Origin of the sequence: Sphingobacterium sp. 40-24 (genome assembly GCF_001899705.1) — a bacterium.
GTDB classification, from domain to species: Bacteria; Bacteroidota; Bacteroidia; order Sphingobacteriales; family Sphingobacteriaceae; genus Sphingobacterium; species Sphingobacterium multivorum.
Window position 1 is genome coordinate 75,900 of sequence record NZ_MKWH01000008.1, and the last position, 25,489, is coordinate 101,388.

Here is a 25,489-nt window from a genome sequence, read left to right on the forward strand (position 1 = left end):
GAAAATAAAAAGCACAAAATAAAGGCAACTGAATAAATATACGCCCCTAGAAGCAAAAACTTCCTAGGGGCTTTTTCATTACTTTTTTGCAGCTGCGCCCAAAATTCCCTATCTTCGGGTAAATACAAATATGATGAATAGAACGAGTTGTCTTCCTCCTCCAGTAGCGTAATATTTTTTCCCGATATTACTGAAGCCCAATACCAGAAATGGACCGATTTGCTGTGCTTCTTATTTTCTATCAATTTTATTATTTAACTTCTTTCGTCCTTATTGGACGGAACTGGAAGACAATTTCTTATGAAACATTCATATTTCATGCTGCACCTTGCTGTGCTGTGCCTGGGACTATCTGGCGTATTTGGAAAAGTGATTTCACTCAACGAGGGGATACTCACATGGTACCGTGTATTTTTAGCTGCCGTTATCCTATTTTTTATTCTAAAATGGTATAAAATACCTACAGATTTTACTTTCAAAGAGAAACTGCATATTGCAAAAAATGGGCTACTATTGACAGCATCCTGGCTATTATTCTATGCTAGCATCAAATATTCAAACATTTCCATCGGCGTGATCTGCTACTGTATGGCAAGTTTTTTTACCGCTATTTTTGCACCGATGATCAATAAAACGAAATTTAGATTGTCTGAACTTCTGTTGAGTGGACTTACGTTGTGTGGGATAGCACTGATATTTCACTTCGATACCTCACACCAGCTTGGCATAGTCTTAGGGATAATTTCTCCGGCTTTTGCCTCACTCTATGCGGTTCACAATGAAAAATTGACCAAAAAGTACAATGCAATATGCATTAATTATTATCAAATGATCGGTGGAACAATAGGGCTGGCATGTCTACTTCCTTTTTACATTCAGCACTATCCAATCAGCACTTTCATTCCCAATGCCCTGGATATTTTCTATCTGATCATCCTATCTTTATGTTGCACTGTGGGAGTCTATCTCGCATTTACAGAAATCTTAAAGAAGATATCAGCATTTACATTGAACTTAAGCTTAAATCTTGAGCCAGTATATGCTATTTTGATTGCATTTTTACTTCTTAATGAAGCAAGAGAATTAAACCTATCCTTCTATGTTGGACTGCTTTTGGTTGTTTCATCTATGTTATTGCAGTATTGGATCAGCAGTAAAAAGAGCGCTTAACAACCTCCATTCATTTCCCAGTCCAACGAAGATTGGGAAATGAATATTGTTTCCTCCTTGTGCCAAGCAGGTAGCCCCGATAAACAGGTAGCCCCGAAAAAACATGTTGAAAAGAAAAATGTGTGTCATTTTCAACAAAGCATTATATTTATGAAACGATTCGGGTTTTAATTCCAAAACCGGCACAACCGGTCAAGCAATTTATTATATATACATTAAATAGATAGTTCCGTTATGAGCAATAGCAGTACAGAAAACAAATTTGTCAACCAGCAGATCCAATACCTTGAGTTTGTATCAAGCGACCTTGAACGTGCCAAAGCATTCTACTCAACGAGTTTCGGTTGGGAGTTTACGGATTACGGACCAGCATATACGGCTTTTGGCGGAAAATATGTTGATGGTGGTTTTACACTTGGTGACCCCAGAAATGGCAGTATTCTCGTCGTTATCTATGCCGACGATCTACAGGCTACGCGTGATCAGGTTATCCGTGCTGGCGGGACCATATTAAAAGATATTTTTAGCTTTCCCGGAGGAAAAAGATTTCAGTTCCAGGATCCTGATGGATATGAATTGGCCGTATGGACTGTTGAATAAAAGTTAAATACAATATATACTCAAATACAAAGCCCCCATATTTTTCTCATATGGGGGCTTTGTATTTTAAAATCAGGCTCTTTTAGCTTTCTGATAGTTTTTATTTTTATTCCTATTGAAACGCTTCTTCTTATGCTGTGGATTCTTTTTGGCAGGATTGTAAGTAGGTCCCGCTTCAAACCCCTCTGGCAATGGAAGTTGTTCAATCGGATAACCTATTAAATTCTCGATCTGAGCGAAACGGTTTTGGTCTTTCTCATTGACAAAGGTAATGGCTGTTCCTGTAGTTGCTGCCCGTGCCGTACGTCCAATACGGTGTACGTAGTCTTCCGGATCCGGTGGAACATCGTAATTAACGACCAAACTGATCCCCACCACATCGATACCGCGAGATATCACATCTGTCCCTACCAATACCCGTACCTGACGAGACCGGAATCTAGCCATGATATCTTCCCGTTTCGACTGCTCGAGATCCGAATGGAAACCCTCCGCATCAATCCCCTGCTTCTGTAATTCCTGAGCGAGAAGTTTGACCGTAGTTTTTTGGGACGCAAAAATAATAACAGATACATAGTTCGGATCCTTCAGTATATTCTTCAGAAGCTCCATTTTCTGTTGATCATACGCAAGATATACACGTTGATCTATCCCTTCCGAAGGTTTAGAAATGGCAATATTAACTTCCACAGGCTCTTGCAGAATTTTTCGGGCAAAAGATCTGATCTTCATCGGCATCGTCGCCGAAAACAAAAGCATCTGCTTTTTCTTCGGTAGATAACTTACAATACGTAAAATATCGTCTTGAAATCCCATATCCAGCATACTATCGGCTTCATCCAAAACAAAGTGCTTTAAATGAGAGAGATCAATCTTCATGGAGGTAAGATGGCTTATCAACCTTCCCGGAGTAGCAACAATAATATTTACCCCCTCTCGTATGGCCCGTTTTTGCTGTTCATACCCCATACCATCACCACCACCATAAATGGCTATGGATGTTGCACCCGTATAATAAGACATGCCCATAATCTGCTGGTCAATTTGCATAGCAAGTTCCCGGGTCGGAACAAGGATAATAGCGAGGATAGATTCCCTTGAATTCCGTGCTATTGCATCGAGGATCGGCAACATATAAGCTGCTGTTTTACCTGTACCTGTCTGTGCACAGGCAATCATATCTTTTCCCTCTTTAATAATCGGGATGGTCTGTTCTTGGATCGGCGTAGCCTCCTCAAACATCATACTTTCTAAACCTTCTTCCAAAGCCGGAACAAAGCCAAATTCATCAAATCTCAACGTATTGTTTTTATTGTTGTGCCCTAAATTACTAAATCTAATTCATAAAAGTCTAAAATTAATACCTATAGCTCGTTATCCGCTTTCAAATAGATGCCCAAATAGGATTAATCTTTAACCTTCGACTGCTATCTATTCAAAATCTAATCAATAACCCCTGTTTTCTTTGCAGCTGACACAGCGCTCAAAACGACGTAGCCTAGCAGGCCGGCACATAAAGAAGCGATCAGAACCGCGAACTTGGCCTCTTCAATCAGCATGCTATCATCAAAAGACAGTATCGAGATGAAGATCGACATCGTGAAACCGATTCCCCCCAATAAGCCTACTCCAAAAATCTGTTTCCAGCCAGCCCCTTCCGGTAATTGCGCAATCTTCAACTTCTTCGCAATATAACAGATCAAAAATATACCAATTGATTTACCAGCGATAAGACCAAAGATAATACCAATCCCCAATTTTGAAGTCAAACCACCAATCATTTCCCCATGGATTGGAATAAGCGTATTCGCAAATGCAAACAGCGGAATGATAATAAAATTGACGGGTTTGGTCAATAGATGCTCCAATTTTTCCAGGGGAGATTCTTCCGCATCCGGTGTTGTTGGTAACGTCATAGCCACCAACACGCCAGCTATTGTTGCATGAATTCCCGAGTGGTGAACAAAGTACCAAATAAATAGACCCGGAATAAGGTAAGCCCATATCGCTTTAACGCCCAGTTTATTCAACACGATCAAAAACAGAAAGATGCCTAAAGCAATAAATAAATAGGTCGCATGAATACCATTGCTATAAAAGATCGCAATGACCAAAATGGCAAGTAAGTCATCAACAATGGCCAGAGCAGCCAAAAAGATTTTAAGACTGGCAGGAACCTTATTTCCCAGAAGCGTGATAACAGCTAAAGCAAATGCAATATCCGTCGCCATAGGGATACCCCAGCCGTTTGCCGTATTGGTTCCCTGATTTAATACAAAATAAATGATGGCTGGCAAAAGTGCCCCACCAACCGCAGCCAAAATGGGCAGGATTGCTTTACTTGGCGATGAGAGTTCACCCTCTACAATTTCACGTTTTATCTCGAGCCCCACCAGTAAAAAGAAAATAGCCATCAAACCATCGTTGAGCCACAATAACCACGAATATTTTAAATGAACATGATCGCTCTCAAAGCCTACTTCCTTGTTCAGGAATTCCATTACACTGGCATACAAAGGTGTATTTGCAACGATCAATGCTAGAATAACACAGGAAAAAAGTATAATTCCACCTGCAAAGCTGGATTTTAAGAATTCTCTAAAGACAGTTAAATTGATAAGTTTTGACATGATTTGAATATCTAAAAACGCTTACAAAGGTTCACAAGATACGATTTTTAGGACCATTTACCGAATTCAAGCGACGATATCCCGGGCTATATCCAATGTAGCTACCCTTTTATTTTTCGAACCTAACAAATCAAATGGGAGAAACAGACATTATACATTAAATTTTTATAAAAAGCTTTGTCATTTTTTAATGAAATAATTTGGCTTTGTTGCAAAAAATACTTAGCTTGCTACTATAGTTAATAAACCGTTTATTATGTGCAAGAAGTGGATTTTCATGGTACTTCTTTTCGTGGCAAATTTTACATATGCGCAGACGACAGAGGATAAAACCCAACATTCAGGTTCCCATTACATTATTTTAGCAATCATCGCTATTATTGTCATTGTTTATATATTATACAGGAGGCAAAAGAGGAAATTTAATGAATAAGGGAGATCAGTAGATCTCCCTTATTCATTAAATTTCCTCTTTATACCCTTCTCTTTCCTATCGACCTTTCAATGCCTCACATCTTAATCCCGAATCGGTTCATTCGTTTGTGCTAATCGTTGCGATCCCGTATTTGCCGGACATGCAATATCGTCTGTTGCATCGTATACAAGCTTCTTGCCATTCAATTTTGTAATCAACTCTTGAGGGACATACACCTGAACTTTGGTAATCGCATAACCACTTGGAAAATAGCGAACATAATAACCATCGGGGTGAAGCGTCCAAATACCACTTGGCACGTCCGTACGAGGTTCAGCCATACCAGCTAAGATTGCATATTGTTCAAAATCAGCGTACGAATAGTTTCCTGAGGAAACGAGCTGCCGAATATTATTTTCCGCTTCAAAGATTGTCTGTACTGCAGGAGGCATTTGGTCTTTTGCCTTTTGGACAACATCGAATGGCAAAACGCCGAGCGCACCACCTTCCAAATGCAAAATTTGTTCAGCTGTAAGCAATTTTAAGGCTGTCTCTTTCACCGGACCCGAATAATCAATAAATTTTGTCTTCGCTATGATCGTCCACAATAGCATCTGTATGTCAGATTGTGCAACTTCCGGGTGCTTTTCAGCACTTTTCAAAATTGCAATGACTACTTCTCTCTTCTTGCCCAATGTAGGTGCATACATATATCCATCACCTTTCGAAGGCGCATAAGTACCTGCTTTCAAGCAATAGCTCTTATTGGTCATTTCAAAATGTCCAGCCTCCAATAAGTAACCATCATTGCCATTCTTTTGCAAATTTTCTAAAGGTTTATAAACAGCCGTATTTTGAAAATCGGGCATTTGCTCCCCCTTCCTATTTACATCTTCAAAACTTGTACTAATCGCTTCTGGTTCCTTTAGCAGTTTATCCAAACCCAACATTTTGCTTCCCTTGGAAGCAACGGCTTTGCTTGCCTTATCCAATAGCCCTCCAAATTGAGCCGAGGCTCCTTGGATATTAAATAAAAAAGCAACTGTAAGTATAACGACACCGGTTATTCTATTTCTTTTCATAATTGATTTCATTTCAGCTCTTGTCCACAAAAAAGAAGCCAATTTAAATCACCAACACAATATTTATAATTTATTAATTCCTTGTTTGCACACATTGCCGGATTTCACACGTCATTTCAAGATCCTCTTCATCCTTTGAAATTTCAGACCATACAGGTTTTCAAAAGAAGCTAAAAACAGTTGATTTCCCCAACATTACTCTCCGCAATTTCTCCTGAAACTGATCACCGTAAATAGTTAAAAATACAATATTAAAACGTATCTTTGCTGCATGATTAATGTGTCAAATCTCTCCCTTCGTTTTGGTAAACGTGTACTATTCGAAGATGTCAATCTAAAATTCACACCTGGAAACTGTTACGGTATTATTGGCGCTAATGGAGCAGGTAAATCTACTTTCTTAAAAATTATCTCAGGGGAAGTTGATCCTTCGACAGGTTCAGTGGCATTCACGCCAGGCGAACGCATGTCTGTTTTAAGTCAGGATCACTATGCTTTCGACGAGTTTACTGTTCTTGAAACTGTCATGATGGGTAACCAAGAGCTTTACAAAATCATGAAAGAGAAAGATGCCATTTACATGAAAGAGGATTTCTCTGATGCCGACGGCGAACGTGCCGGCGAATTGGAAAGTCTTTTTGCTGAAATGGATGGATGGAATGCCGAATCAAATGCCGCAACTTTATTGAGCAGTTTGGGTATTAAAGAAGAACTACATTATAAGTTGGTTTCTGAAATCGACGGTAACCAAAAAGTGCGCGTACTTTTAGCGCAAGCATTATTCGGTAAACCCGATATTTTGATTCTCGATGAGCCTACCAATGATTTGGATATTAATACCATTGCATGGTTAGAGGATTTTTTAGCGAGTTACGAAGCAATCGTCCTCGTTGTATCCCACGACCGTCACTTCTTGGATGCTGTATGTACGCATACAGTGGATATTGATTTTGGTAAGATGACAATCTATACGGGTAACTACTCATTCTGGTACGAATCTTCTCAATTAGCGTTAAAGCAACGTTCTGATCAAAACAAGAAGATGGAAGATAAAGTAAAAGAACTCCAGGAATTTATCCGTCGGTTCTCTGCCAATGCTTCCAAATCCAAACAGGCTACGTCTCGTAAAAAAGCCTTGGATAAGATCAATATTGACGAGATTAAACCATCCAACCGTAAATATCCTGCCATCATGTTCAATACCATGAATCGTGAACCAGGAGATCAAACGCTACAAGTTGAAGGATTAAGCAAAACGGTCAATGGCGAGGTATTCTTTAAGGATATCACGTTTATGATTAATAAAGGCGATAAAATCGCTGTTCTAGGTCCAAATTCATTGGTTACCACAGCATTTTACGATATTATCACTGGTAGAGACACCGATTTCGGCGGCGAATTCAAATGGGGCGTTACCATCACTCCTGCCGATATGCCGATTGAAAATGCCGCGTTCTTTGAAGGAAAAAGTGATAATTTGGTTGATTGGTTGAGAGAATATACAACTAACCCAGAAGCAGATGAACAGTTTATACGGGGATTTTTGGGGAAAATGTTATTTTCCGGTGAAGAGGTTATGAAGAAAGTATCTGTGCTTTCGGGAGGAGAAAAAATGCGCTGTATGTTCTCCCGTATGATGCTTCAAGGTGCCAACTTCCTGATCTTCGATGAACCAACCAATCACTTGGACTTGGAATCTATCACTGCATTGAACAATGGAATGTCTGATTTTAAAGGATCCATGTTGTTCACATCCCGTGACCACGAATTGACTGAAACTGTTGCCAATAGAATCATCGAATTGACGCCGAAAGGTATCATCGACAAATTGATGACTTACGATGAATACATTAATAGCGATGTAGTGAAAGCACAACGTGAAGAAATGTATAAATAAATAAGATAATTTATCCCAATTTAATAAAGGCTCCATAATTCATTTTATGGGGCTTTTTTGATGTCCATTAAAAAAGCACTGAGGGGTTCAGTGCTAATCGCGATTGATATGAAAGAATTGAGAAAGTTTTTATTTTACTGAACCGACGGTTTGACAATACGCCAGCCTAATTGTAAGGACACTGCACAATGATCGGATAAATCTTGGCCCTTTTCGTTTTGAAAAAGCTTTTTTTGAACCTGATAATTCTTTGCCTCAAATAGCAAATGATGATCGTTGCGATAGTAGATTTTATCAATACCTTCACAATCCTCTGTTAACTCCAACGCCGTTTTCGCTTCAAAGTTCGCTTGATGCGCAGGAATATCACCTTTGTTGCGTAAACTTACCCATGCATCTACCAAACCTAAGTCCTTCTGAAAAGAACCGATGTTATCCAGCTCGTAAGCATAATGTGCATTAAAGTCACCCATAATCAAAAGTGGTCTGCCAGCCGAATACTTTTTGATATAGGCTTTTAGCTGATTTATATTCTTCTGCCGGGCAATCGTTGCATTCTGATCATCCTGCGCTGTAGCATGTACATTATAAACATCAATAAATACTGCCTTGGCCAATTGAATTCGAGCATAAGAAAAGCCTTTAGGCGTCAGACAATCTGCACCATTGCAATCGGTCCAGCTTATTCGCTCAAACTCTACGATCGGATATTTTGAAAGTGTACTCAGCCCGTCCCCAAAAGGTACTCCACCCATATTTGCCGTTCGGTAGCTATGCTTATTTTCGCTGTAAAGAAACTTGTTGTAGTTAAAGTCCTCCTGTACATTGACAATATCAAACGCATTGATCCGATTGCCGATCGACGTAATACTGGAAGACCGCTCGGTTACAGCACTGGAAATCAATTCAGGAAGGCCAGCTATATTGTATGTTAACAAATTTAGCTTTCCGTATGTCGCCTCCGGCATAGCTGCATACACCGAATTACTAAACTTCGGCTGTTGTTTTGGCTTCAACTTAAAACCCAACATAACACCGGCAGACGCACAAATAAATAAGATGACAATCTTTCGAAAACCCTTGGGTCTAATTTTTTTTTCGAACAATAGATCTAATAGCATGGACTGAATATTTTGTTCACTCCAAAGGTACTCCACCAACATTAGCTCTATTATCATATTCAATTAATTCTACTTTTAATAATCATGCACAAATCATTAAAAACTAATAATTTATAAACACTATAATGACAAAAGGTTAATACCTGCATAGCATAGGGGTTACAGCTTTCAACTATTTTTATACAACCCCTAATAAGAATAACATGAGAAAGGTAGCCTTCTTTACAGAGATACTCGTCGAGGATTTTGACGGTGCATCACGGACAATGTTTCAGCTGATAAACCGTATAGACCAGCAGAAATTCAACTATTTCTTTATTTATGGCGGCGGCCCTACGCAATTTCGAAATTTCCATTCTTACAAGGTTCCCACATTCAAAATACCGGTCAATGACGATTATTGTCTCGCTATTCCACAGCTTATTAAAAAGAAACTTGAGCTCGCTTTAGATAAATTTGCTCCCGACATGATCCATATTGCAACTCCTTCCCTTTTAGGTTTTTTTGCATTGAATTATGCCAAACGGAAAGGTATTCCTGTCCTTACAATCTATCATACACACTTCATTTCATACATTGCCTATTATTTCAAAAACATATTACCCTTAGTCAAACCGACTGAACAATGGATGAAAAAAGCAATGAATAACTTTTACAACAAATGTGATATTGTCTATGTACCGACCAAATCCATTCTAAATGAATTACAGCAGATCGGCTTACAACAAGAAGGATTAAAACTGTGGCAAAGAGGAATAGACACAGCTCTGTTTAACCCCCAAAAAAAGAATCTATCTCAACTGCAGACCATCACAAAGAATGACAAACCAACAATCCTTTTTGTCAGTCGTATCGTCTGGGAAAAAAATATTAAAACGCTTATTGAAATTTATCAACAGATACATGCCCAAAACCTCGACTATAATTTCATTGTTGTCGGTGAAGGAACAGCCAAAATAATTGCGATGCAAGAGATGCCTAAAGCTATTTTCTTAGGAAAGAAAAGCCATGATGAGCTCGCAATTTTATATGCTTCGGCCGATGCCTTTGTTTTTCCGTCGGTCTCAGAAACGTATGGAAACGTCGTCGTCGAAGCATTAGCATCCGGACTTCCTTGTGTTATCGCCAACGGCGGAGGCTCGGCCTCCTTGATTCAGCACGGAAAAAATGGATTTAAGTGTCAACCTGAAAATGCGGCTGGATATGTTTACTACCTCAAAAAAATTCTCTCCGACGCAAGCTTAAAAAGGAATCTCGTCATTGAAGGTCTATCCTATGTTGGGCAACTGGATTGGAATAGACTAGCTGGACGCTATTTTAATGACATTGAACTATTGATAGACAAAACACAGGAAGTCGATTTGGCATGGGCAAATTAACAAACCCAAGCCAACTAATCAAAGGTGTTTTTTTACTTTTGATTCTGGCGTCCATCACGATCTTTTTAGCGAAAAGCGATTTAAATGCGTTGAAAAAAGAGCTCTTCTCTGTTGGTTATCGCTTCATCGTTATTTTGTTTACAACTTGCGCGGCCTATTTTTTAGGTACATTAGCTTGGTGGATATGTTTAGGCCCTGCAAAAAAGAAGGTCAATCTGCTCGAACTCTTTGCCGTCCGTCAAATCGGGGAAACCGTTGGACTATTCAATCCCACCAGCATTATCGGTGGCGATTTATTAAAGGCACAATTGATAACCCGTTATGACATTCCTTTAAAAGAAGGATTGAATTCGGTTGCAATATCCCGTATTACTGCCGTACTGTCTCAATTGACACTCTTTTTGATTGCTATGATTTGGTTGATATTTTCTCCTTTAAAAAATGAAATTATACGCTACGCAGGCCCAGTAATTTATATGATCTGTATGTTCTTATTTCTTTTGATGATCTTGATACTTTACTGGTTAATAGCTGCAAAAAGTCCCTCACAAACCAAGGCTTCAACAGCAACACCTTTTGGAAAAGCACAAGCGCATGTTCAGTCACTCCTTTGGAGTGTAAAAGACTTTTATAAACATCAAAATAAGGTTTTTTGGTATTCTTACTTACTTTTTGCACTACATTGGATTATTGGCAGCCTTGAATTCTATTATATTCTAAAATTTTTGGGTGTTTCAGTACAACCAATACATGGTTTAATAGTAGATATGAGCGTCATTGTGCTAAAAAGCATCGGTGCTTTTATTCCAGGACAACTGGGTATTGAAGAAATCGCCAATAAGCTCCTACTCCATATGATCGGTATTACAGGAGGTAGTATTTGGCTCAGTGCTTCATTATTACGTCGCGGCCGACAGCTCACCTGGGTAGCACTGGGTTTTATATTTTATCTATGCATCAAAAGGAAACCAGTACATGTATCCATCTGAAATAGAAATACTATTTGTCAGCCACAAATATCCCCCAAGTGTTGGCGGTATGGAAAAACAAAGCTTTGAACTGATCAATACTGCGGCTCTTTACTTGAAGGTACACACCTTAGTCTATGACAATAGGGAACCTCTTTTAGCCTTCTTCTTCCTACTGAATCGCCGCATTCTAGCCAAAATTAACGATAACCCCGGCATCAAGCTTATCCACTTTAATGATGGATTAATTGCGTCCTTCGCCTCTTTTCACAAAGGATATACCCATTTAAAACGTGCTGTCACGCTTCACGGTCTGGATATCGTTTTTCCACTTCGTTATTTTCAACGTAAGATTATACCGCGGTTTAACACTTTTGATCAGCTTATTGCCGTTAGCCAAGCCACCGCCGACGCCGCACAGTTACGCGGTATCGATCCATCCAAAATCATTGTTATACCCAACGGTGTAGATCCGATACACTGCTCCACTCAAAACAATGAACCAACCTGCGAAAGCAGGCCCTATTTTATCACTTTGGGACGCCCTGTTAAGCGGAAGGGCTTCTCGTGGTTGATGAAACATGTCATCCCCGCGATTCAGGGCGATTTCAAATTACTAATGGTGGGGCCATTCGATCAAAAACCGCAATGGAAAGAACGCCTATTGCAGCTTACACCAAAAAAGATAAATCATTTAATCACCCTATTCCTCGGATTTCCCACCGATCAAGGGGCCATCCGAAAATTACTGAAAGCATACCCCGAAAAAATTGAACATCTTGGAAAAGTTCCATTCGAACAACTGCAAAGCCTCCTGACCAACGCACAGGCCTTTTTGATGCCCAATATTGAAATGGCCGGTGATATGGAAGGCTTTGGGCTCGTCTGCCTAGAAGCTTCCACAGCAGGCACAATTGTTGTTGCCGCCGAATTAGAAGGAATTACAAGCGCCGTTACACACAATTACAATGGGCTTCTCCTGCCAAGCGAAAACCAAAACGCTTGGATCGAACAACTTCAAGCCATTTTAGAAGATCCAGTCCACTATAAAAAGCTAAGCCTACAATTTAAACAGAATACCCTAAAACAATATAGCTGGGATATTATGGCCAGATCCTATTGCCAATCATTTGCAGACTTAATTACAGCAGCAGATAAATAATTGAACGTAATACCGCATCAAGTTGACTGCTTCTGTCATCCACGCGGAAAGCTCTTCAAAAGGCATTGTTTATAGAACTTACTTGCTTGCTTGCTTGCTTGCTTGCTTGCTTGCTTGCTTGCTTGCTTGCTTGCTTGCTTGCTTGCTTGCTTGCTTGCTATACAGATAAAAGATCAATTAAATGATGAAATATGAAACAATAGATGCTTACTTCCAACGACAAGAACTCATACGGATAAATTCAACGTCTTTCAAGACGCAAAACTTTTTTATAGCGAACTGCTAACGGTCGATAAAAAATCAATTGAATCAAAGCGAAACATCCTACCAAAACAAGTCCCAATGGTGAATAAAAAGTTAGACCAATATACAGTAGTAATAAGAATAACCGCAGCATCTCAAGTGGAAAAACCCAGTCTTCATGTTCTAGAAGTCCTCCAATACAAATAACACTACAAAGAATAAATCCCCCGCCAATAACGAGTTGTATCAGTTGCTGATAATTACCATAAAGCAGAAAGAAAAAAAGAAGTGTCATCGTCAACATGGACTGAAAAAAGATATAGCGGCTTAACGCCTGCGCATGAACTTGCGGCTTAGCTCCGGCAAATATGCGCTCTTCCAGTTCTTCGCGAATTTCAGGCTGTATATCGTCAGGCTTACCGAATATAGTCCGCATTTTGTTCCCAAATCCTTTCGCCCGCTTAAATGACAAACCAATTTCAAATAAATAATGAAAATGCTGCCATAGAAAAGTATAGCGGTGAATGGGCTTTGTGAGCCCATAGACACAAGGCTCCTCCTTTTGTTCCGATATAAATGTTCCAAACAGCTTATCCCAAATAATCAGGATATCCCCATAATTCTTATCCAGATAGATTTCGTTGCTGCTATGATGCACCCGATGATGGGAAGGCGTTACAAATAGCCGCTCCAAAATACCCAAATTTCCAACAGTCTGCGTATGGGAGAAAAATGGATACACGCCATGAATCAACAGAATAGCGGTCATCATAAAGGGCGGGAACCCCAAAAGGGGGATAAAAGCCCAAAATAGCGAACGGAAAACGGCTTGAAATATGGTGATCCGGGCCGCCACCGTAAAGTTATAATCTTCACTTTGGTGATGTACAACGTGCGCAGCCCACAATAGGTTTATTTCATGGCTATAGCGATGATACCAATACCAGAGAAAATCTGTAAATAGGAAAAGTATAACCCAGGTCCAAACATTAGCTTCAATCTGAAATATCGCAAAATTTTGATACACCCAAACGAAAAAAAAGTAAAATAAACTAACGGAAAACATATCACACATACGCTCAACGATACCAACATTAAGATTTGAGATCGATTCATCAAAAGAATAAAAACGTTTCTGTTTTTTGAGGCTATACCCATATTCCAACACCATCAGAATTAAAAATAAGGGAATGATAAATGCCAAAAAATTAAGTTTTTCCGTATACATCCATTTGCTATTTTAAAGACAAACAATCTATCTGAGTCGCTATTTGATAAGATTCGTCTTTTCTGATGCCAAAAGATAAATTCTTTCAAACTCTTTATTATTAAACAATCAATTTTAAATCAGGTTTTTCAATTTATGGTTTTTCAATTGATCAAAGGTATGCTTGCTCCTGTTTAGACAAGACCAAACGCCAACCTTAAGGACTTTTCTATCGCAAAAGAAAATGCACAAAAAAAACCTCAAAAAGCTAAACACTTTTTGAGGACTTCTGACTGAACGATAACCAGTACTTTACTGAGAAGTCACCGTGATACCAGCTTACCGGACTATTTAAATGCTAATGCACACTGGACATATCGATCTGCGTCTTTCCTTGTTTGATCATCAAAACAAAGGGGACACACAGCAAAAATACCACACCCAGATACAAAAACACATCCATGTAGGATAATACAGTAGCCTGTTTCATCACGCTCATATCGAGTATCTGGTGTGCTTTGGCCAAAGCTTCATTGGGCGAAAAACCTTTCGCCTGAAAGCTCATTTGCAATTGTTGCACCCGTTGTTGCACATCAAACTTGCTTGGATCTAAATTAGCCACCAGATCGACGCGATGTTTTTGGCTATCACGGGCAATAAATGTCGTAATTAAGGCTATACCAAACGAACCACCCAGCTGGCGCATCATCCCTGTAAAGGCAGCTCCTTCACCGATTGACTTACCATGTAATGTCGATAGGGAGAGTGTCATGACAGGTACGAACAACAATCCTAAGCCAACTCCACGGAGAATTAGGGGCCAAAACATGTGCTCTGCTCCCGTATCATTGGTCATGAGACTGTACATCCAAAAACAGAAGCCAAAAAAGATACTTAGTCCTACGGCAACCATATATTTTTGGGGAACACCATTTTGGATCATCTTCCCAATAAAAGGCATCATGATACCGGTCATGATTGAACTTGGCAACAATAACAAACCTGCGTCTGTGGCCGTCCATCCCAATATCGACTGTGTATAGATTGGAATAATAAAAGTCGATCCAAACAAGCCGAAACCAAGAATAAAACTCATCACTACACCAACCTGCAAATTCTTATCCTTCAATACCCGCAAGTTAACAATGGGTTTATCATAGACCAATTCCCGCCATATAAAGAACAATAGTCCGAAAACAGACAAGATTGACAAGCCTAAAATCAAGGGATCGTCAAACCAATCATCCTGTTGTCCATGTTCCAATACAAACTGAAGGGAACCAATAAACATGATCAAAAAGATCATACCAAACCAATCCACTTCCTTTGCAGATTGCTTTTGGCTATATTTAGGACTGCGCACAAAAGATAAGGTCAACAAGGTCGCAATAATCCCTAACGGCACATTGATATAGAATATATATGGCCAGGAGAAATTATCGATAATATATCCACCTAACGGTGGGCCTAGCGTTGGACCAATAATTACCCCCATACCATAGATAGCCTGAGCCATACTACGTTTTTCCTTCGGGTAACTCTCTGTAATAATGGTCTGCGCTGTTACTAACAACGCTCCCCCGCCCATCCCTTGTATAAAACGAAATGCAACAAGCTCCCAAATATTGGTCGCGTTACCACATAAAAATGAAGATACTGTGAATATGATAATAGACGCAGCAAAGTAATTTCTCCGTCCAAATTGTTGGGACAACCAGCTGGTCATCGGAATCACAATTACGTTGGCGATTGCGTAAGCCGTGATAACCCATGCCACATCTGTCAAGGTCGCCCCCAACGAACCTTTCATGTCGTTCAGAGCCACGTTGACGATGGTTGTATCCACGATTTCCAACAGCGCACAAAGCACCGCTGTAATCGTGATTACAACACGTCGAAAACCATATTCAACCAGACTATCTTGTTGATTTAAATTTTCCATAGTTATTGAACATGCACATCTACGTCAGCATTCATGCCCGGTCTGAGCAAAGCCACATTTTCTGCTTTATTGTCTTTTGTCAATTTGATTTTTACAGGTAAACGCTGAACAGTCTTCACAAAGTTACCAGTCGCATTATCTGGCGGCAATAAAGAAAAACGCGATCCTGTCGCCGGTGAGAAAGAATTTACTTCACCTTCAAATTCGATATTAGGATAAGCATCCACTTTGATCCCCACCTTTTGACCAGGCTTCATTTTTTCCAATTGCGTCTCTTTAAAGTTGGCTACTACCCAAGTTTCAATATTATCGACAATGTAGAATAAAGACTGACCTGGATTGACCATTTGTCCAGGCTGAACCTTAATGTTGGATACCTGACCATCCACAGAAGCCAGTACCGCGGTATAAGAAAGGTTCAATTTAGCCGCCTCAAGCTGTGCATTCGCTCTTTTTATATTCGCCTCAGCAACAGAAGTTTGTTTTGAAGCCACTGTAGTCTTACTGACGATTGCATTACGTTGCGACGCACTGGCATTGCGTTGCTGTTGCAAAATTTCAACCTGCTTGTCGGCTTCCAATTTCGCAGTCAATGCCTGCTCGTACTGCTGTTTTGTAATGGACTGGTTATTGTATAAGTTTTGGTAGCGGATATAATCATTGTTCGCTTGCTTAGCACGAATACGTGCCGCATCGATGCTGCCTAAATTGGATTGGATCGTTGCATCTGAGATCGCCACATTAGCCGAAGACGCAGATACATCTGCCTTTGAAACATCAAAGCTACTTTGAGCTGCTGCCAAGGCTGCTAATGCCTCGTCCACACGAACCTGATAGTCTTGACTCTCAATGGTAAATAACGTATCCCCTTTTTTAACCAAATCATTGTCCTTTACATAGACTTTAGCGATAAAACCACCCACCCGTGGAATGATCGGGCTCATGTTTTTCTCTACCTGCGCATCGTCTGTAGTCTCATGCGCCTGGCCATGCATATATTTATACGCCCCATAAGCCCCTCCGAAGATGACCAATGCAGCCAAAACAATTGTAAATTTTTTATTTGTACCTTTTTTTTCAGGTGCGTTTTCTACTGTATTTTCCATGTCTAGATTAATTGCTATTTAATGTTTAAAGACCCATTTGCTAACAGCAGGTCGTAATATTTTTCAATGGTGTTTGCTTTGCTGATTGCCAGATTGATCTTGCTTTGCAGCTGCTGTACGTCTGCGGTCAACAAGTCGTCGGTATCTGCGATACCATTATCGTACTTATCTTTGGTGATCCGATAATTTTCAACAGCCTGATCCACCGCCTGATGATAGACCACATCCTGCTTTTGTGCCAGCATATAGTTTTCATTGGCCTGTTGAACCTGCACTTTTACCTTGTCATTTAATAATTCAATATGCTCATCAATTTCCTTGATACGGTTTTTTGCCACATTCACTTCTCTTTTATTTTTGTAAAGCGAACCGATATCGTAAGAAACGCCGATGCCAACCATGGCAGCATTCGTCACGGTAACCACCTTTTGAAGACCAAAAGCATTGTATCCAGCTGTTGCAGCAACAGTTGGCATGGCAGCCGCTTTTGTTACTTTCAACTGATCTTCAGCAACCAAACGTTGCGATTCCATCGATTTTAGATCTGAGCGCGAGGTTTTTGCTGCATCATATGATGCTTTTAAGCCCAAATCCACACCTGTGACTTCGCCCAAATTGATCTGATCCAGTTGGGTATCTTCATCAATTTTCAAGAAATTAGCCAATTGATAATTCAGCACCTTGATATTTTTCTGTGCTTCCTGAAGCGAAACCTGATAGTTTGAAAGCTGCAGTTCTGCTTTTAATAAGTCATTACGTGCGATCAAACCATTATCCAACATCGCTTTAAAATCCGAAACACGTTGCTCCGACTGCTTAATATTTTCAGCAATCAACAAATTGGTTTGCTGAGCCTTATAAAGACTCAAATAAAGATTTACTGCACGTATAGCCAATTGTTCTTTGCTCGCTACAGCATTGTATTCCTCGGCTTTCAATACATCCTTTGCAATATCAATGCCGCCCTTAATTCTGCCACCGGTATAGATTGGCATACTCACCGAAGCCTGACCCAACCACAATTGGTTTGCAGCGATATCTGGAGCAGATCCCCCCTCACCTAAAGCCAACTTTAAATTCACATTTGGTGTGGTCATAGCCATGTATTGTCCACTCAATTTTGCATCGGGAAGTTGTTTCGATTTGGCCGTTTCCACCTCGAGCTGCCTACCCAATATCTTGGTGTCGGCAGACTTCGCTTCCACGCTTTGATTTGCGGCCAAGTGAATTATTTCTTCCAAAGTCATGTGCTTGTTGTCCTGTGCCAACAAACCCATGGGACTTAAAAGCAATAAAGCACTCAAATTGGCCAACTTATTTTTCATATGTCAATAAAGCTTTAATTGTTGTCTGTATAAATTCTGTTAAAGTTGTTTCTATATAATTTGCATATTCTTCATCGTTATCGATATGCAACTGATCTTGCAAAAAGCAATGATTCATTTGGAAATTCATAAAAGTTCCCATCATCATCGAATGGATTAAAATTGGATCATATCCACCTTTGAACACCCCCTGTTCTACACCTTCATTGATCACGGAAGAAATAACCTCCAGGTTATGCAATTTGAGCTTCCTGAATGCTTCAGAGATCAGCATCCGCTGTTTTAGTGAACTTTCAATGGTAATGATATGATACAGCTTACGATGCGAATTCATCGATTTAATTGATCTATCTACCATCGCGTCTATTTTGTCCAGCGCATTGTCAATAAGCGCCAACTCATCCACATTGATCATAAAATCAGGAACACGCCACTCAAAAAACGTATCCAGCAACTTGTCCTTTGATCCAAAATAATAGTTGATCATTGCAACATTTACATTCGCTTCGTTGGCAATATCACGCACGGAAGTCCCATCAAACCCTTTTGTTGCAAAAAGACGCTCAGCTGCAAGTAAAATATCAATCTGTTTCTCGTTAAATTCCATTTTAAACCTCGATCTTTTAAAGATACCATCGCATATTCATAGCGATAATAAAAGACGTTCTCGCTAAATGCGCGACAAAGTTAAACAAACGTTTAATTTAAACAAGTGTTTAATTATTAAATTTGTGTAAAAAAAAACACCATTTCTGGTGTTTTTGCTGTTGGATGGAATTAGTTAAGTATCCGATAGATCATTTCTTTTAAAATCTCTTCGCTATTGAAATTGCTCGGTACATTGACACCTTTGGATTTTAAATCCGTATCTTTCAACACATTAAGCACATCGAAAGTTTTCCGTCTATTGTAATTCCGTGCAGCAAGCTCGTATTCTTTCAGAAAGAAAGGATGTACCCCCAGTTCTTTTGCCGCGACGGATTTGTCTATCAGATAATGGTATTTGAGAATCTTCGTGAAGTAGGTGGCAATTTGTCCAATAACCATCACCAGTGGATTATTTTTGGGATTGGCGACAAAATAATCGACGATCTGATACGCTTTTAGGGCATTACGTTTAGCCAATGCAGTATTTAATTCAAAAACATTATAATCTTTGGAGATACCTATATTGCGTTCAACATCTTCCATGCTTATCTCTTGGCTCTTTGGAACATTAAGCATCAGCTTGTCCAGTTCATTCGACACTTTGGACAGGTCATTACCAAGATAGTCTGCAATCATCACCGCAGCTTGCGGATGAATGCGCCAGCCCGCATCTTTCACATACGTCCCAATCCAGGGGCCAACCTTATCGTCGTATAGTTTGGCCGCATCAACAACTAGTCCCTTTTTTTCAAAGACTTTATAGACCTTTTTGCGTTTGTCAAATTTCCCATGTTTAAAACAGAACACAAGAATGGTTGTCGGTGTAAGATGCTCCAGGTATTTAGTTAACAGTTCTTCCGTATCCGATTTCCATTTCAGCTCCTGCGCTTCCTTAATAATAATCACCTGATAATCGCTCAACATGGGATACCGTTTTGCTGCATTGACAATGGTAGATATATCAATATCTTTTCCATAGAAAATCGATTGATCAAAACCCTTTTGTGCTTCGTTCAATACCGTCGCTTCCAATGCGTCGGCAATGGTATCAATGAAATAACTCTCCTCCCCTTGCAATAAATACACTGGTTTAAAAGACCTGTTCTTAATATCAGATAAGATCGGATTTATGTTCATATGCAAAAACTATCGATAGTATTTATTTTCCCTGGGCCCAATTAAGCTCTTTACACGCGGCAACTTGTCTAAAGTTGCTATGGAGTACCCGGTCTATTTATTTATTTTTTCACTGCAGATCGGTTGCCCCATTACTTTCCCGCATCCAAACAATCTGCTACAGTCTAAAATGTCCCATGTTATTGCATCTTCACATGGTGTATCTAGTTCGACTATGGACATTTTATAGGAAGCAAAATTACGATTTTAATGGCAATTTAAGCGAGTAACCTCGCCGAATTAACGCTTTTATAATTGATTCATGTACGACCATCACTTTAAGCTATTGGTTTAAAGCCATGAACATTTAGCACCACAACTTCCACAATTCTGGTCAAGCAATACGGCCACAAAAGCAGACCTGAGGTTTTTTACAAAAAATCATCTTCGTCAGCAAAAAAACACCATATTTCATGCCTGATGAATGTATTTTTTTTGCTAAAATTTTAGTATATTTGTGTATGTTTTCACCGACTCCACTGAACTTACCGCCGTATCAAGCTAAAATATCTAAAAAGAACAATGCGATTTATATATTTGATGAGCTCAGAAAAAAGGATCTGGTATTAACACCGGAAGAATGGGTTAGGCAGCATTGGATCAACTATTTGTCGCTCATGAAAAATTATCCCAAGGCACTGATGCACATCGAAGGCGGTTTGAAATTAAATAACCTGCAGAAACGAAGTGATTTGTTAATTTATAACAGCAGCGGGCATAAGGTGGTCTTAGCCGAATTTAAGGCACCTCATATAAAAATTACACAACAAGTATTTGAGCAAATTGCAAATTATAATACAGTTCACCGTATACCATACCTGCTAGTAAGCAACGGTATGAATCATTATTATTGTAAAATTGATTTTATCAAAAAGTCTTACGAATTTTTGGAAGACCTCCCCAACTACAACGAAATTGACTAAGGAGCTATGCATGAAATAGATAAAAATTAATCCGGAGATTCAGTCTCCCTTAGGTCTTGAACGGGGAGCACCGAAAAAATGTAAAGTAGATGTAAAACATCTTTTCAATTTATTTGATTTTTAAAATATAGTTTTATATTAGTCCTACAGAATAGAAAAAATAAAAAGATGAATATAGATAAAAACGAATTCAGAAAATATGCAGTAAAGCATCACCGTATTGGAAGTCAACATGTTGATAGCTTCATTGCGCGTACAGAGACTAGCATTCCGACAAACCTTACGCCTTACATCGTTGAAGAACGTCAACTGAACGTTGCACAAATGGATGTATTCTCACGTTTGATGATGGACCGTATCATATTTTTAGGAAGCGGTATTGACGATCAGGTTGCCAATATTATTCAGGCACAGCTCTTGTTCTTACAGTCTACCGATGCACAACGTGATATCCAGATCTACATCAATTCACCAGGTGGAAGCGTATACGCTGGACTAGGAATCTACGATACCATGCAATATATTACGCCAGATGTAGCAACCATCTGTACCGGTATTGCAGCATCTATGGGCGCTGTTCTTTTAGTTGCTGGTGCAAAAGGCAAACGTGCAGCCTTACGCCACTCACGCGTCATGATTCACCAACCTTCCGGTGGCGCTCAAGGAGTTGCAGCCGATATGGAAATCAACTTACGTGAGATGATGAAATTAAAAGAAGAATTATACACCATTATTTCAGATCATTCTGGACAAACTTACGAATGGGTAGAAAAATCTTCCGATCGCGATTACTGGATGCGGGCTAATGAGGCCAAAGAATTTGGTATGATTGACGAGATTTTACTTCCAAAGAAGGAGATTATTAAATAACAATGGCAAAGAATAACGATAGAGACATTCATTGTTCGTTTTGTGGCATAAGCAAAAATGAAGCCCAGATGCTTATTGCTGGCAACGGTGCGCACATCTGTGACCGTTGTATCCAGCAGGCAGGCGAAATCTTGGCAGAAGAATTAAAACAACGAAAAAGTAAAACTTTACAGACAGCTTTAAAGTTGATCCGTCCTTTGGAGATTAAAACCCACTTGGACCAATATGTCATCGGTCAGGATGATGCCAAAAAAGTAATTTCAGTAGCCGTTTATAATCACTATAAGCGTTTAAATCAGAAAGTGGATAAAGACGAGATCGAAATCGAAAAATCCAATTTGATTATCGTGGGGGAAACAGGCACTGGTAAGACCTTGCTGGCAAAAACTGTCGCCAAGATACTTAATGTACCTTTCTGTATTGTGGATGCTACAGTATTGACCGAAGCAGGTTATGTAGGGGAAGACGTCGAAAGTATATTGACGCGTTTACTGCAAGCGGCAGATTACGATGTGGCTTCCGCTGAGCGTGGTATCATCTACATCGATGAGATTGATAAAATCGCACGTAAAAGCGACAATCCTTCTATTACGAGAGATGTATCGGGTGAAGGTGTGCAGCAAGCTTTACTGAAGATTCTCGAAGGTACAGTTGTCAACGTTCCACCGCAAGGCGGCCGTAAACACCCTGATCAAAAAATGATCGCGGTTAATACAAGCAATATCCTATTCATCTGTGGTGGGGCATTCGACGGTATTCAAAAGAAAATAGCAAACCGTCTGCGTACCCAGACAGTAGGTTATAAAATGAACGAGGACGAAGAAGAAATTGACTTGAACAATTTGTACAAGTATATTACACCGCAAGACTTAAAGAACTTTGGATTAATTCCAGAGCTGATTGGTCGTCTTCCTGTATTAACTTACTTAAACCCGCTGGATAAGGAAACCTTGCTGAGTATTCTGACTGAGCCAAAGAATGCTTTGGTAAAACAATATAAAAAGCTGTTTGAATACGAAGGTATTGAGCTAAAATTTGATCCTGACGTTTATACGTTTATTGTTGATAAAGCTGACGAATTTAAACTTGGCGCCAGAGGCCTACGCAGTATATGCGAAGCCATTATGCTGGATGCCATGTTTGAAATTCCGTCAACGAAAGAGCAGACGGGACAGAAAGCATTGGAAATCACGCTAGACTATGCGAAGAAGAAATTCGAAAAGTCTGATTTAAAAAAGCTTAAAGTTGCTTAAAAAAATCCCGTTCGCTGAACGGGATTTTTTTTTAGAAAAGAATTAAAAATCTTATATTACAATAATAACATAGCCATAACGGAATGTTGACAGGAAGATAAGAGATTCAAGAAATTAAATTTAATGACTATGACAACAAAGAAAAGTGCAAAGAATACCGTAAATAGTCCGATCACACCAGGTTTAAAAACCAAAGAAGAAATCGTGAACAACTGGCTTCCCCGTTATACCGGAAGACCTTTGGAAGAGTTCGGGGAATATATCCTTTTAACGAACTTTTCGAAATATATACACCTATTTTCTGAAATGCATGATAATGCGCCTATTTATGGAGAAGATAAACCGATGCAATCCGTCACTGCCGGAGGCATCACCATTATCAATTTCGGGATGGGAAGTCCAATGGCCGCAACCATTATGGATTTATTATCAGCAATTGCACCAAAAGCAGTGCTATTTTTAGGTAAAACCGGTGGAATCAAGAAAAAAATTCCTGTAGGCGAATTGATTCTTCCAATAGCCGCTATCCGCGGTGAGGGAACTTCCAATGACTACTTTCCACCCGAAGTACCTTCATTACCCGCCTTCGCCATGCAAAAGGCCATATCCACGACAATCCGGGATCACCAACGTGACTACTGGACAGGAACAGTATACACCACAAATAGACGAGTTTGGGAACATGATAAAGCCTTCAAAAAGTATTTAAAATCAATCCGTGCCATGTGCGTGGATATGGAAACCGCAACGATATTCAGTGTCGGATTTGCCAATAAGATTCCAACAGGTGCTCTGTTGCTGGTTTCGGATCAACCAATGGTACCCGAAGGAGTCAAAACGTCTGTCAGTGATGTAACAGTTACAGCAAAATATGTAGAAGCACATATCAGCATAGGTATTGATGCTTTAAAACAGCTTATCAATAACGGATTGACCGTGAAGCACCTTAAATTTTAAGCTGTATTTCAGCCAACATCATATTTTCCCTTTCTAGGAAAATATGATGTATCCCTCCCCATAAAACCATAACTATCAAAACCTTAAAACTATTAACTATTATTTTTGATTAATAATTGAACGCTTATTAACTAAAATTTGAGGTGTTAACAAATGTTAATCTTCACAATAATTAAACGATTTGTCGTTTATATTGTAATATTCATATTACTCAACACATATATCGTAAAAATTAATCAAGCATTGTGAAGAAAAAAACATTATCTATTTTTAACGTAACCTTTTTGATTTGTTCAGCCTTAGCCACACAGGTAAGTTGTTCTTCAAGTTCTTCAAAAGAAAATAAAACCAAAGAAAAAAACGTAGCCTTGCCAGTCTATACCGTCACTAAATCTGACGCCACCACCATCAAGGATTATTTGGGAACCATAGAAGGTAAAGTTAACGTGGAGGTCCGCCCACAGGTCGAAGGGCTGCTTCAGGAAATTTATATCGATGAAGGCTCATTTGTTCAAAAAGGCCAGAAACTGTTCAAGGTAGACCCCTCTACTTACCAAGAAAATCTCAATAACATGGTTGCTACGGAGCAAGTCGCCAAAGCCAAACTTAAAAATGCACAGCTCGAAGTCGACCGGTTGAAACCGCTGGTTCAAAACGACGTTATCTCCGATGTCAGACTGGCGTCGGCAAAATCAGATTATCAAGTAGCCAAGGCAACGTTGGACCAGGCCATCGCAGCCGTACGTTCAGCGCAGATCAGCAAAGATTTTACAGTGATCACCGCTCCGGTAAGTGGTTACATTGGCCGCATTCCAAAGCGTATTGGAAATTTGGTATCAAAAGGCGATAAAGAACCCCTTACCTATCTTTCAGACATCCAGGAAGTGTATGTATATTTCTCCATGAATGAATCTGACTTTCTTTATTTTTCCAAAGCACAGGCAAAAAAAGATAGCTTGGAAGGGAAAAAATACAACCAGAATCAAAAGCTCGTATTTCCAGAAGTTACTTTAGTCCTCGCAGATGGTGAGGAATATTCAAAAAAAGGTATTGTCGACGCCGTCAATGGCCAGATTAACCGAACTACGGGAGCAATCTCTTTGCGCGCCACCTTCCAAAACCACGACAACATACTTCGATCCGGAAGTAGCGGCACCCTTAAGATTGCCGAAGTAAAAAAAGACGTTCTTCAAATTCCGCAGATAGCCGTCAATGAATTGCAGGATAAAACCTTTGTCTATATACTGGACCAAAACAATAAGGCGCAAAAACGAAATATCCAACTGATGGGCAAAAGTAAAAACAATTATATCGTCTATACAGGCCTCAAGGAAAACGATCGCGTTATTACCAGCGGATTTGACAAATTAACCGACGGTTCACCAGTGACCCCGATTTTACAGAAATAATTATCG

At 39.6% G+C, this 25,489-nt stretch carries 21 protein-coding genes; 11 read left to right on the top strand and 10 right to left on the bottom strand.

The window, feature by feature from the left end; genetic code table 11:
* The first annotated feature begins 300 nt into the window (after window positions 1-300).
* Window positions 301-1,170, top strand: coding sequence for a DMT family transporter (locus tag BGP15_RS02670; protein ID WP_286768619.1), 870 nt, complete (start codon window positions 301-303; stop codon window positions 1,168-1,170).
* A gap of 234 nt (window positions 1,171-1,404) precedes the next feature.
* Window positions 1,405-1,770 carry a VOC family protein gene (locus tag BGP15_RS02675; protein ID WP_046674543.1) on the top strand — a complete coding sequence of 122 codons (366 nt, stop codon included), beginning with the start codon at window positions 1,405-1,407 and terminating at the stop codon, window positions 1,768-1,770.
* Between the two features lie 72 nt (window positions 1,771-1,842).
* Here the strand turns inward: BGP15_RS02675 and BGP15_RS02680 are convergent, their stop codons facing one another.
* From BGP15_RS02680 to BGP15_RS02690, 3 genes are all read right to left on the bottom strand, one after another.
* Window positions 1,843-3,069 (bottom strand): DEAD/DEAH box helicase, encoded by a 1,227-nt coding sequence (locus tag BGP15_RS02680; RefSeq protein WP_046674542.1) that lies wholly within the window; start codon window positions 3,067-3,069, stop codon window positions 1,843-1,845.
* A gap of 143 nt (window positions 3,070-3,212) precedes the next feature.
* Entirely contained in the window at window positions 3,213-4,400 is a 1,188-nt protein-coding gene (gene nhaA, locus BGP15_RS02685) for a Na+/H+ antiporter NhaA (protein ID WP_070565493.1), read from the bottom strand.
* Window positions 4,401-4,916: 516 nt separating this feature from the next.
* The gene (locus BGP15_RS02690; protein ID WP_115045738.1) at window positions 4,917-5,897 is read right to left on the bottom strand and encodes a hypothetical protein; all 981 of its coding nucleotides are present in this window, start codon (window positions 5,895-5,897) and stop codon (window positions 4,917-4,919) included.
* A gap of 271 nt (window positions 5,898-6,168) precedes the next feature.
* Here BGP15_RS02690 and BGP15_RS02695 point away from each other — a divergent pair, with 271 nt between their 5' ends.
* Window positions 6,169-7,794, top strand: coding sequence for an ABC-F family ATP-binding cassette domain-containing protein (locus BGP15_RS02695; protein WP_070565495.1), 1,626 nt, complete (start codon window positions 6,169-6,171; stop codon window positions 7,792-7,794).
* Between the two features lie 134 nt (window positions 7,795-7,928).
* Here the strand turns inward: BGP15_RS02695 and BGP15_RS02700 are convergent, their stop codons facing one another.
* Window positions 7,929-8,972: an endonuclease/exonuclease/phosphatase family protein gene (locus BGP15_RS02700; RefSeq protein ID WP_115045734.1), complete on the bottom strand. Its 1,044-nt coding sequence runs from the start codon at window positions 8,970-8,972 to the stop codon at window positions 7,929-7,931.
* A 146-nt stretch (window positions 8,973-9,118) separates the two neighbouring features.
* Between BGP15_RS02700 and BGP15_RS02705 the strand changes: the two genes are divergently transcribed.
* From BGP15_RS02705 to BGP15_RS02715, 3 genes are read left to right on the top strand one after another with little or no spacing between them, the layout of a single operon-like run.
* Window positions 9,119-10,294, top strand: a complete 1,176-nt coding sequence (locus tag BGP15_RS02705) for a glycosyltransferase family 4 protein (RefSeq protein ID WP_286753808.1) — start codon at window positions 9,119-9,121, stop codon at window positions 10,292-10,294.
* The gene (locus BGP15_RS02710; RefSeq protein WP_286768620.1) at window positions 10,282-11,283 is read left to right on the top strand and encodes a lysylphosphatidylglycerol synthase transmembrane domain-containing protein; all 1,002 of its coding nucleotides are present in this window, start codon (window positions 10,282-10,284) and stop codon (window positions 11,281-11,283) included. Before BGP15_RS02705 ends, BGP15_RS02710 begins: the two co-directional genes overlap by 13 nt.
* A 49-nt stretch (window positions 11,284-11,332) precedes the next feature.
* Window positions 11,333-12,424, top strand: coding sequence for a glycosyltransferase family 4 protein (locus tag BGP15_RS02715; protein ID WP_236560225.1), 1,092 nt, complete (start codon window positions 11,333-11,335; stop codon window positions 12,422-12,424).
* A 241-nt stretch (window positions 12,425-12,665) separates the two neighbouring features.
* Here BGP15_RS02715 and BGP15_RS02720 read toward each other — a convergent pair whose 3' ends face one another.
* The 6 genes from BGP15_RS02720 to holA form a co-directional block, all read right to left on the bottom strand.
* On the bottom strand, window positions 12,666-13,895 hold the full coding sequence (locus BGP15_RS02720; protein ID WP_070565504.1) for a sterol desaturase family protein: 1,230 nt from the start codon (window positions 13,893-13,895) through the stop codon (window positions 12,666-12,668).
* A 337-nt stretch (window positions 13,896-14,232) separates the two neighbouring features.
* Complete coding sequence (locus tag BGP15_RS02725; RefSeq protein WP_070565506.1) at window positions 14,233-15,816, bottom strand: MDR family MFS transporter; 1,584 nt, start codon at window positions 15,814-15,816, stop codon at window positions 14,233-14,235.
* A gap of 2 nt (window positions 15,817-15,818) precedes the next feature.
* On the bottom strand, window positions 15,819-16,922 hold the full coding sequence (locus BGP15_RS02730; RefSeq protein WP_070565508.1) for an HlyD family secretion protein: 1,104 nt from the start codon (window positions 16,920-16,922) through the stop codon (window positions 15,819-15,821).
* A 14-nt stretch (window positions 16,923-16,936) separates the two neighbouring features.
* The gene (locus BGP15_RS02735; protein ID WP_112376165.1) at window positions 16,937-18,247 is read right to left on the bottom strand and encodes a TolC family protein; all 1,311 of its coding nucleotides are present in this window, start codon (window positions 18,245-18,247) and stop codon (window positions 16,937-16,939) included.
* Complete coding sequence (locus tag BGP15_RS02740) at window positions 18,237-18,854, bottom strand: TetR/AcrR family transcriptional regulator (RefSeq protein ID WP_070565512.1); 618 nt, start codon at window positions 18,852-18,854, stop codon at window positions 18,237-18,239. The genes BGP15_RS02735 and BGP15_RS02740 overlap by 11 nt, the downstream gene beginning before the upstream one ends.
* A 170-nt stretch (window positions 18,855-19,024) precedes the next feature.
* Window positions 19,025-20,032, bottom strand: coding sequence for a DNA polymerase III subunit delta (gene holA / locus BGP15_RS02745; RefSeq protein ID WP_286768621.1), 1,008 nt, complete (start codon window positions 20,030-20,032; stop codon window positions 19,025-19,027).
* Between the two features lie 500 nt (window positions 20,033-20,532).
* Here holA and BGP15_RS02750 point away from each other — a divergent pair, with 500 nt between their 5' ends.
* The 5 genes from BGP15_RS02750 (at window position 20,533) to BGP15_RS02770 (ending at window position 25,483) form a co-directional block, all read left to right on the top strand.
* On the top strand, window positions 20,533-20,994 hold the full coding sequence (locus BGP15_RS02750) for a type I restriction enzyme HsdR N-terminal domain-containing protein (RefSeq protein WP_070565516.1): 462 nt from the start codon (window positions 20,533-20,535) through the stop codon (window positions 20,992-20,994).
* A gap of 168 nt (window positions 20,995-21,162) precedes the next feature.
* Window positions 21,163-21,864, top strand: coding sequence for an ATP-dependent Clp endopeptidase proteolytic subunit ClpP (gene clpP / locus BGP15_RS02755; protein ID WP_046674530.1), 702 nt, complete (start codon window positions 21,163-21,165; stop codon window positions 21,862-21,864).
* A gap of 2 nt (window positions 21,865-21,866) precedes the next feature.
* Window positions 21,867-23,117, top strand: a complete 1,251-nt coding sequence (gene clpX, locus BGP15_RS02760; RefSeq protein ID WP_070565518.1) for an ATP-dependent Clp protease ATP-binding subunit ClpX — start codon at window positions 21,867-21,869, stop codon at window positions 23,115-23,117.
* A gap of 123 nt (window positions 23,118-23,240) precedes the next feature.
* Window positions 23,241-24,074 (top strand): AMP nucleosidase, encoded by an 834-nt coding sequence (locus BGP15_RS02765; RefSeq protein ID WP_070565520.1) that lies wholly within the window; start codon window positions 23,241-23,243, stop codon window positions 24,072-24,074.
* Between the two features lie 245 nt (window positions 24,075-24,319).
* On the top strand, window positions 24,320-25,483 hold the full coding sequence (locus BGP15_RS02770) for an efflux RND transporter periplasmic adaptor subunit (RefSeq protein ID WP_236586034.1): 1,164 nt from the start codon (window positions 24,320-24,322) through the stop codon (window positions 25,481-25,483).
* Window positions 25,484-25,489: the final 6 nt, after the last annotated feature.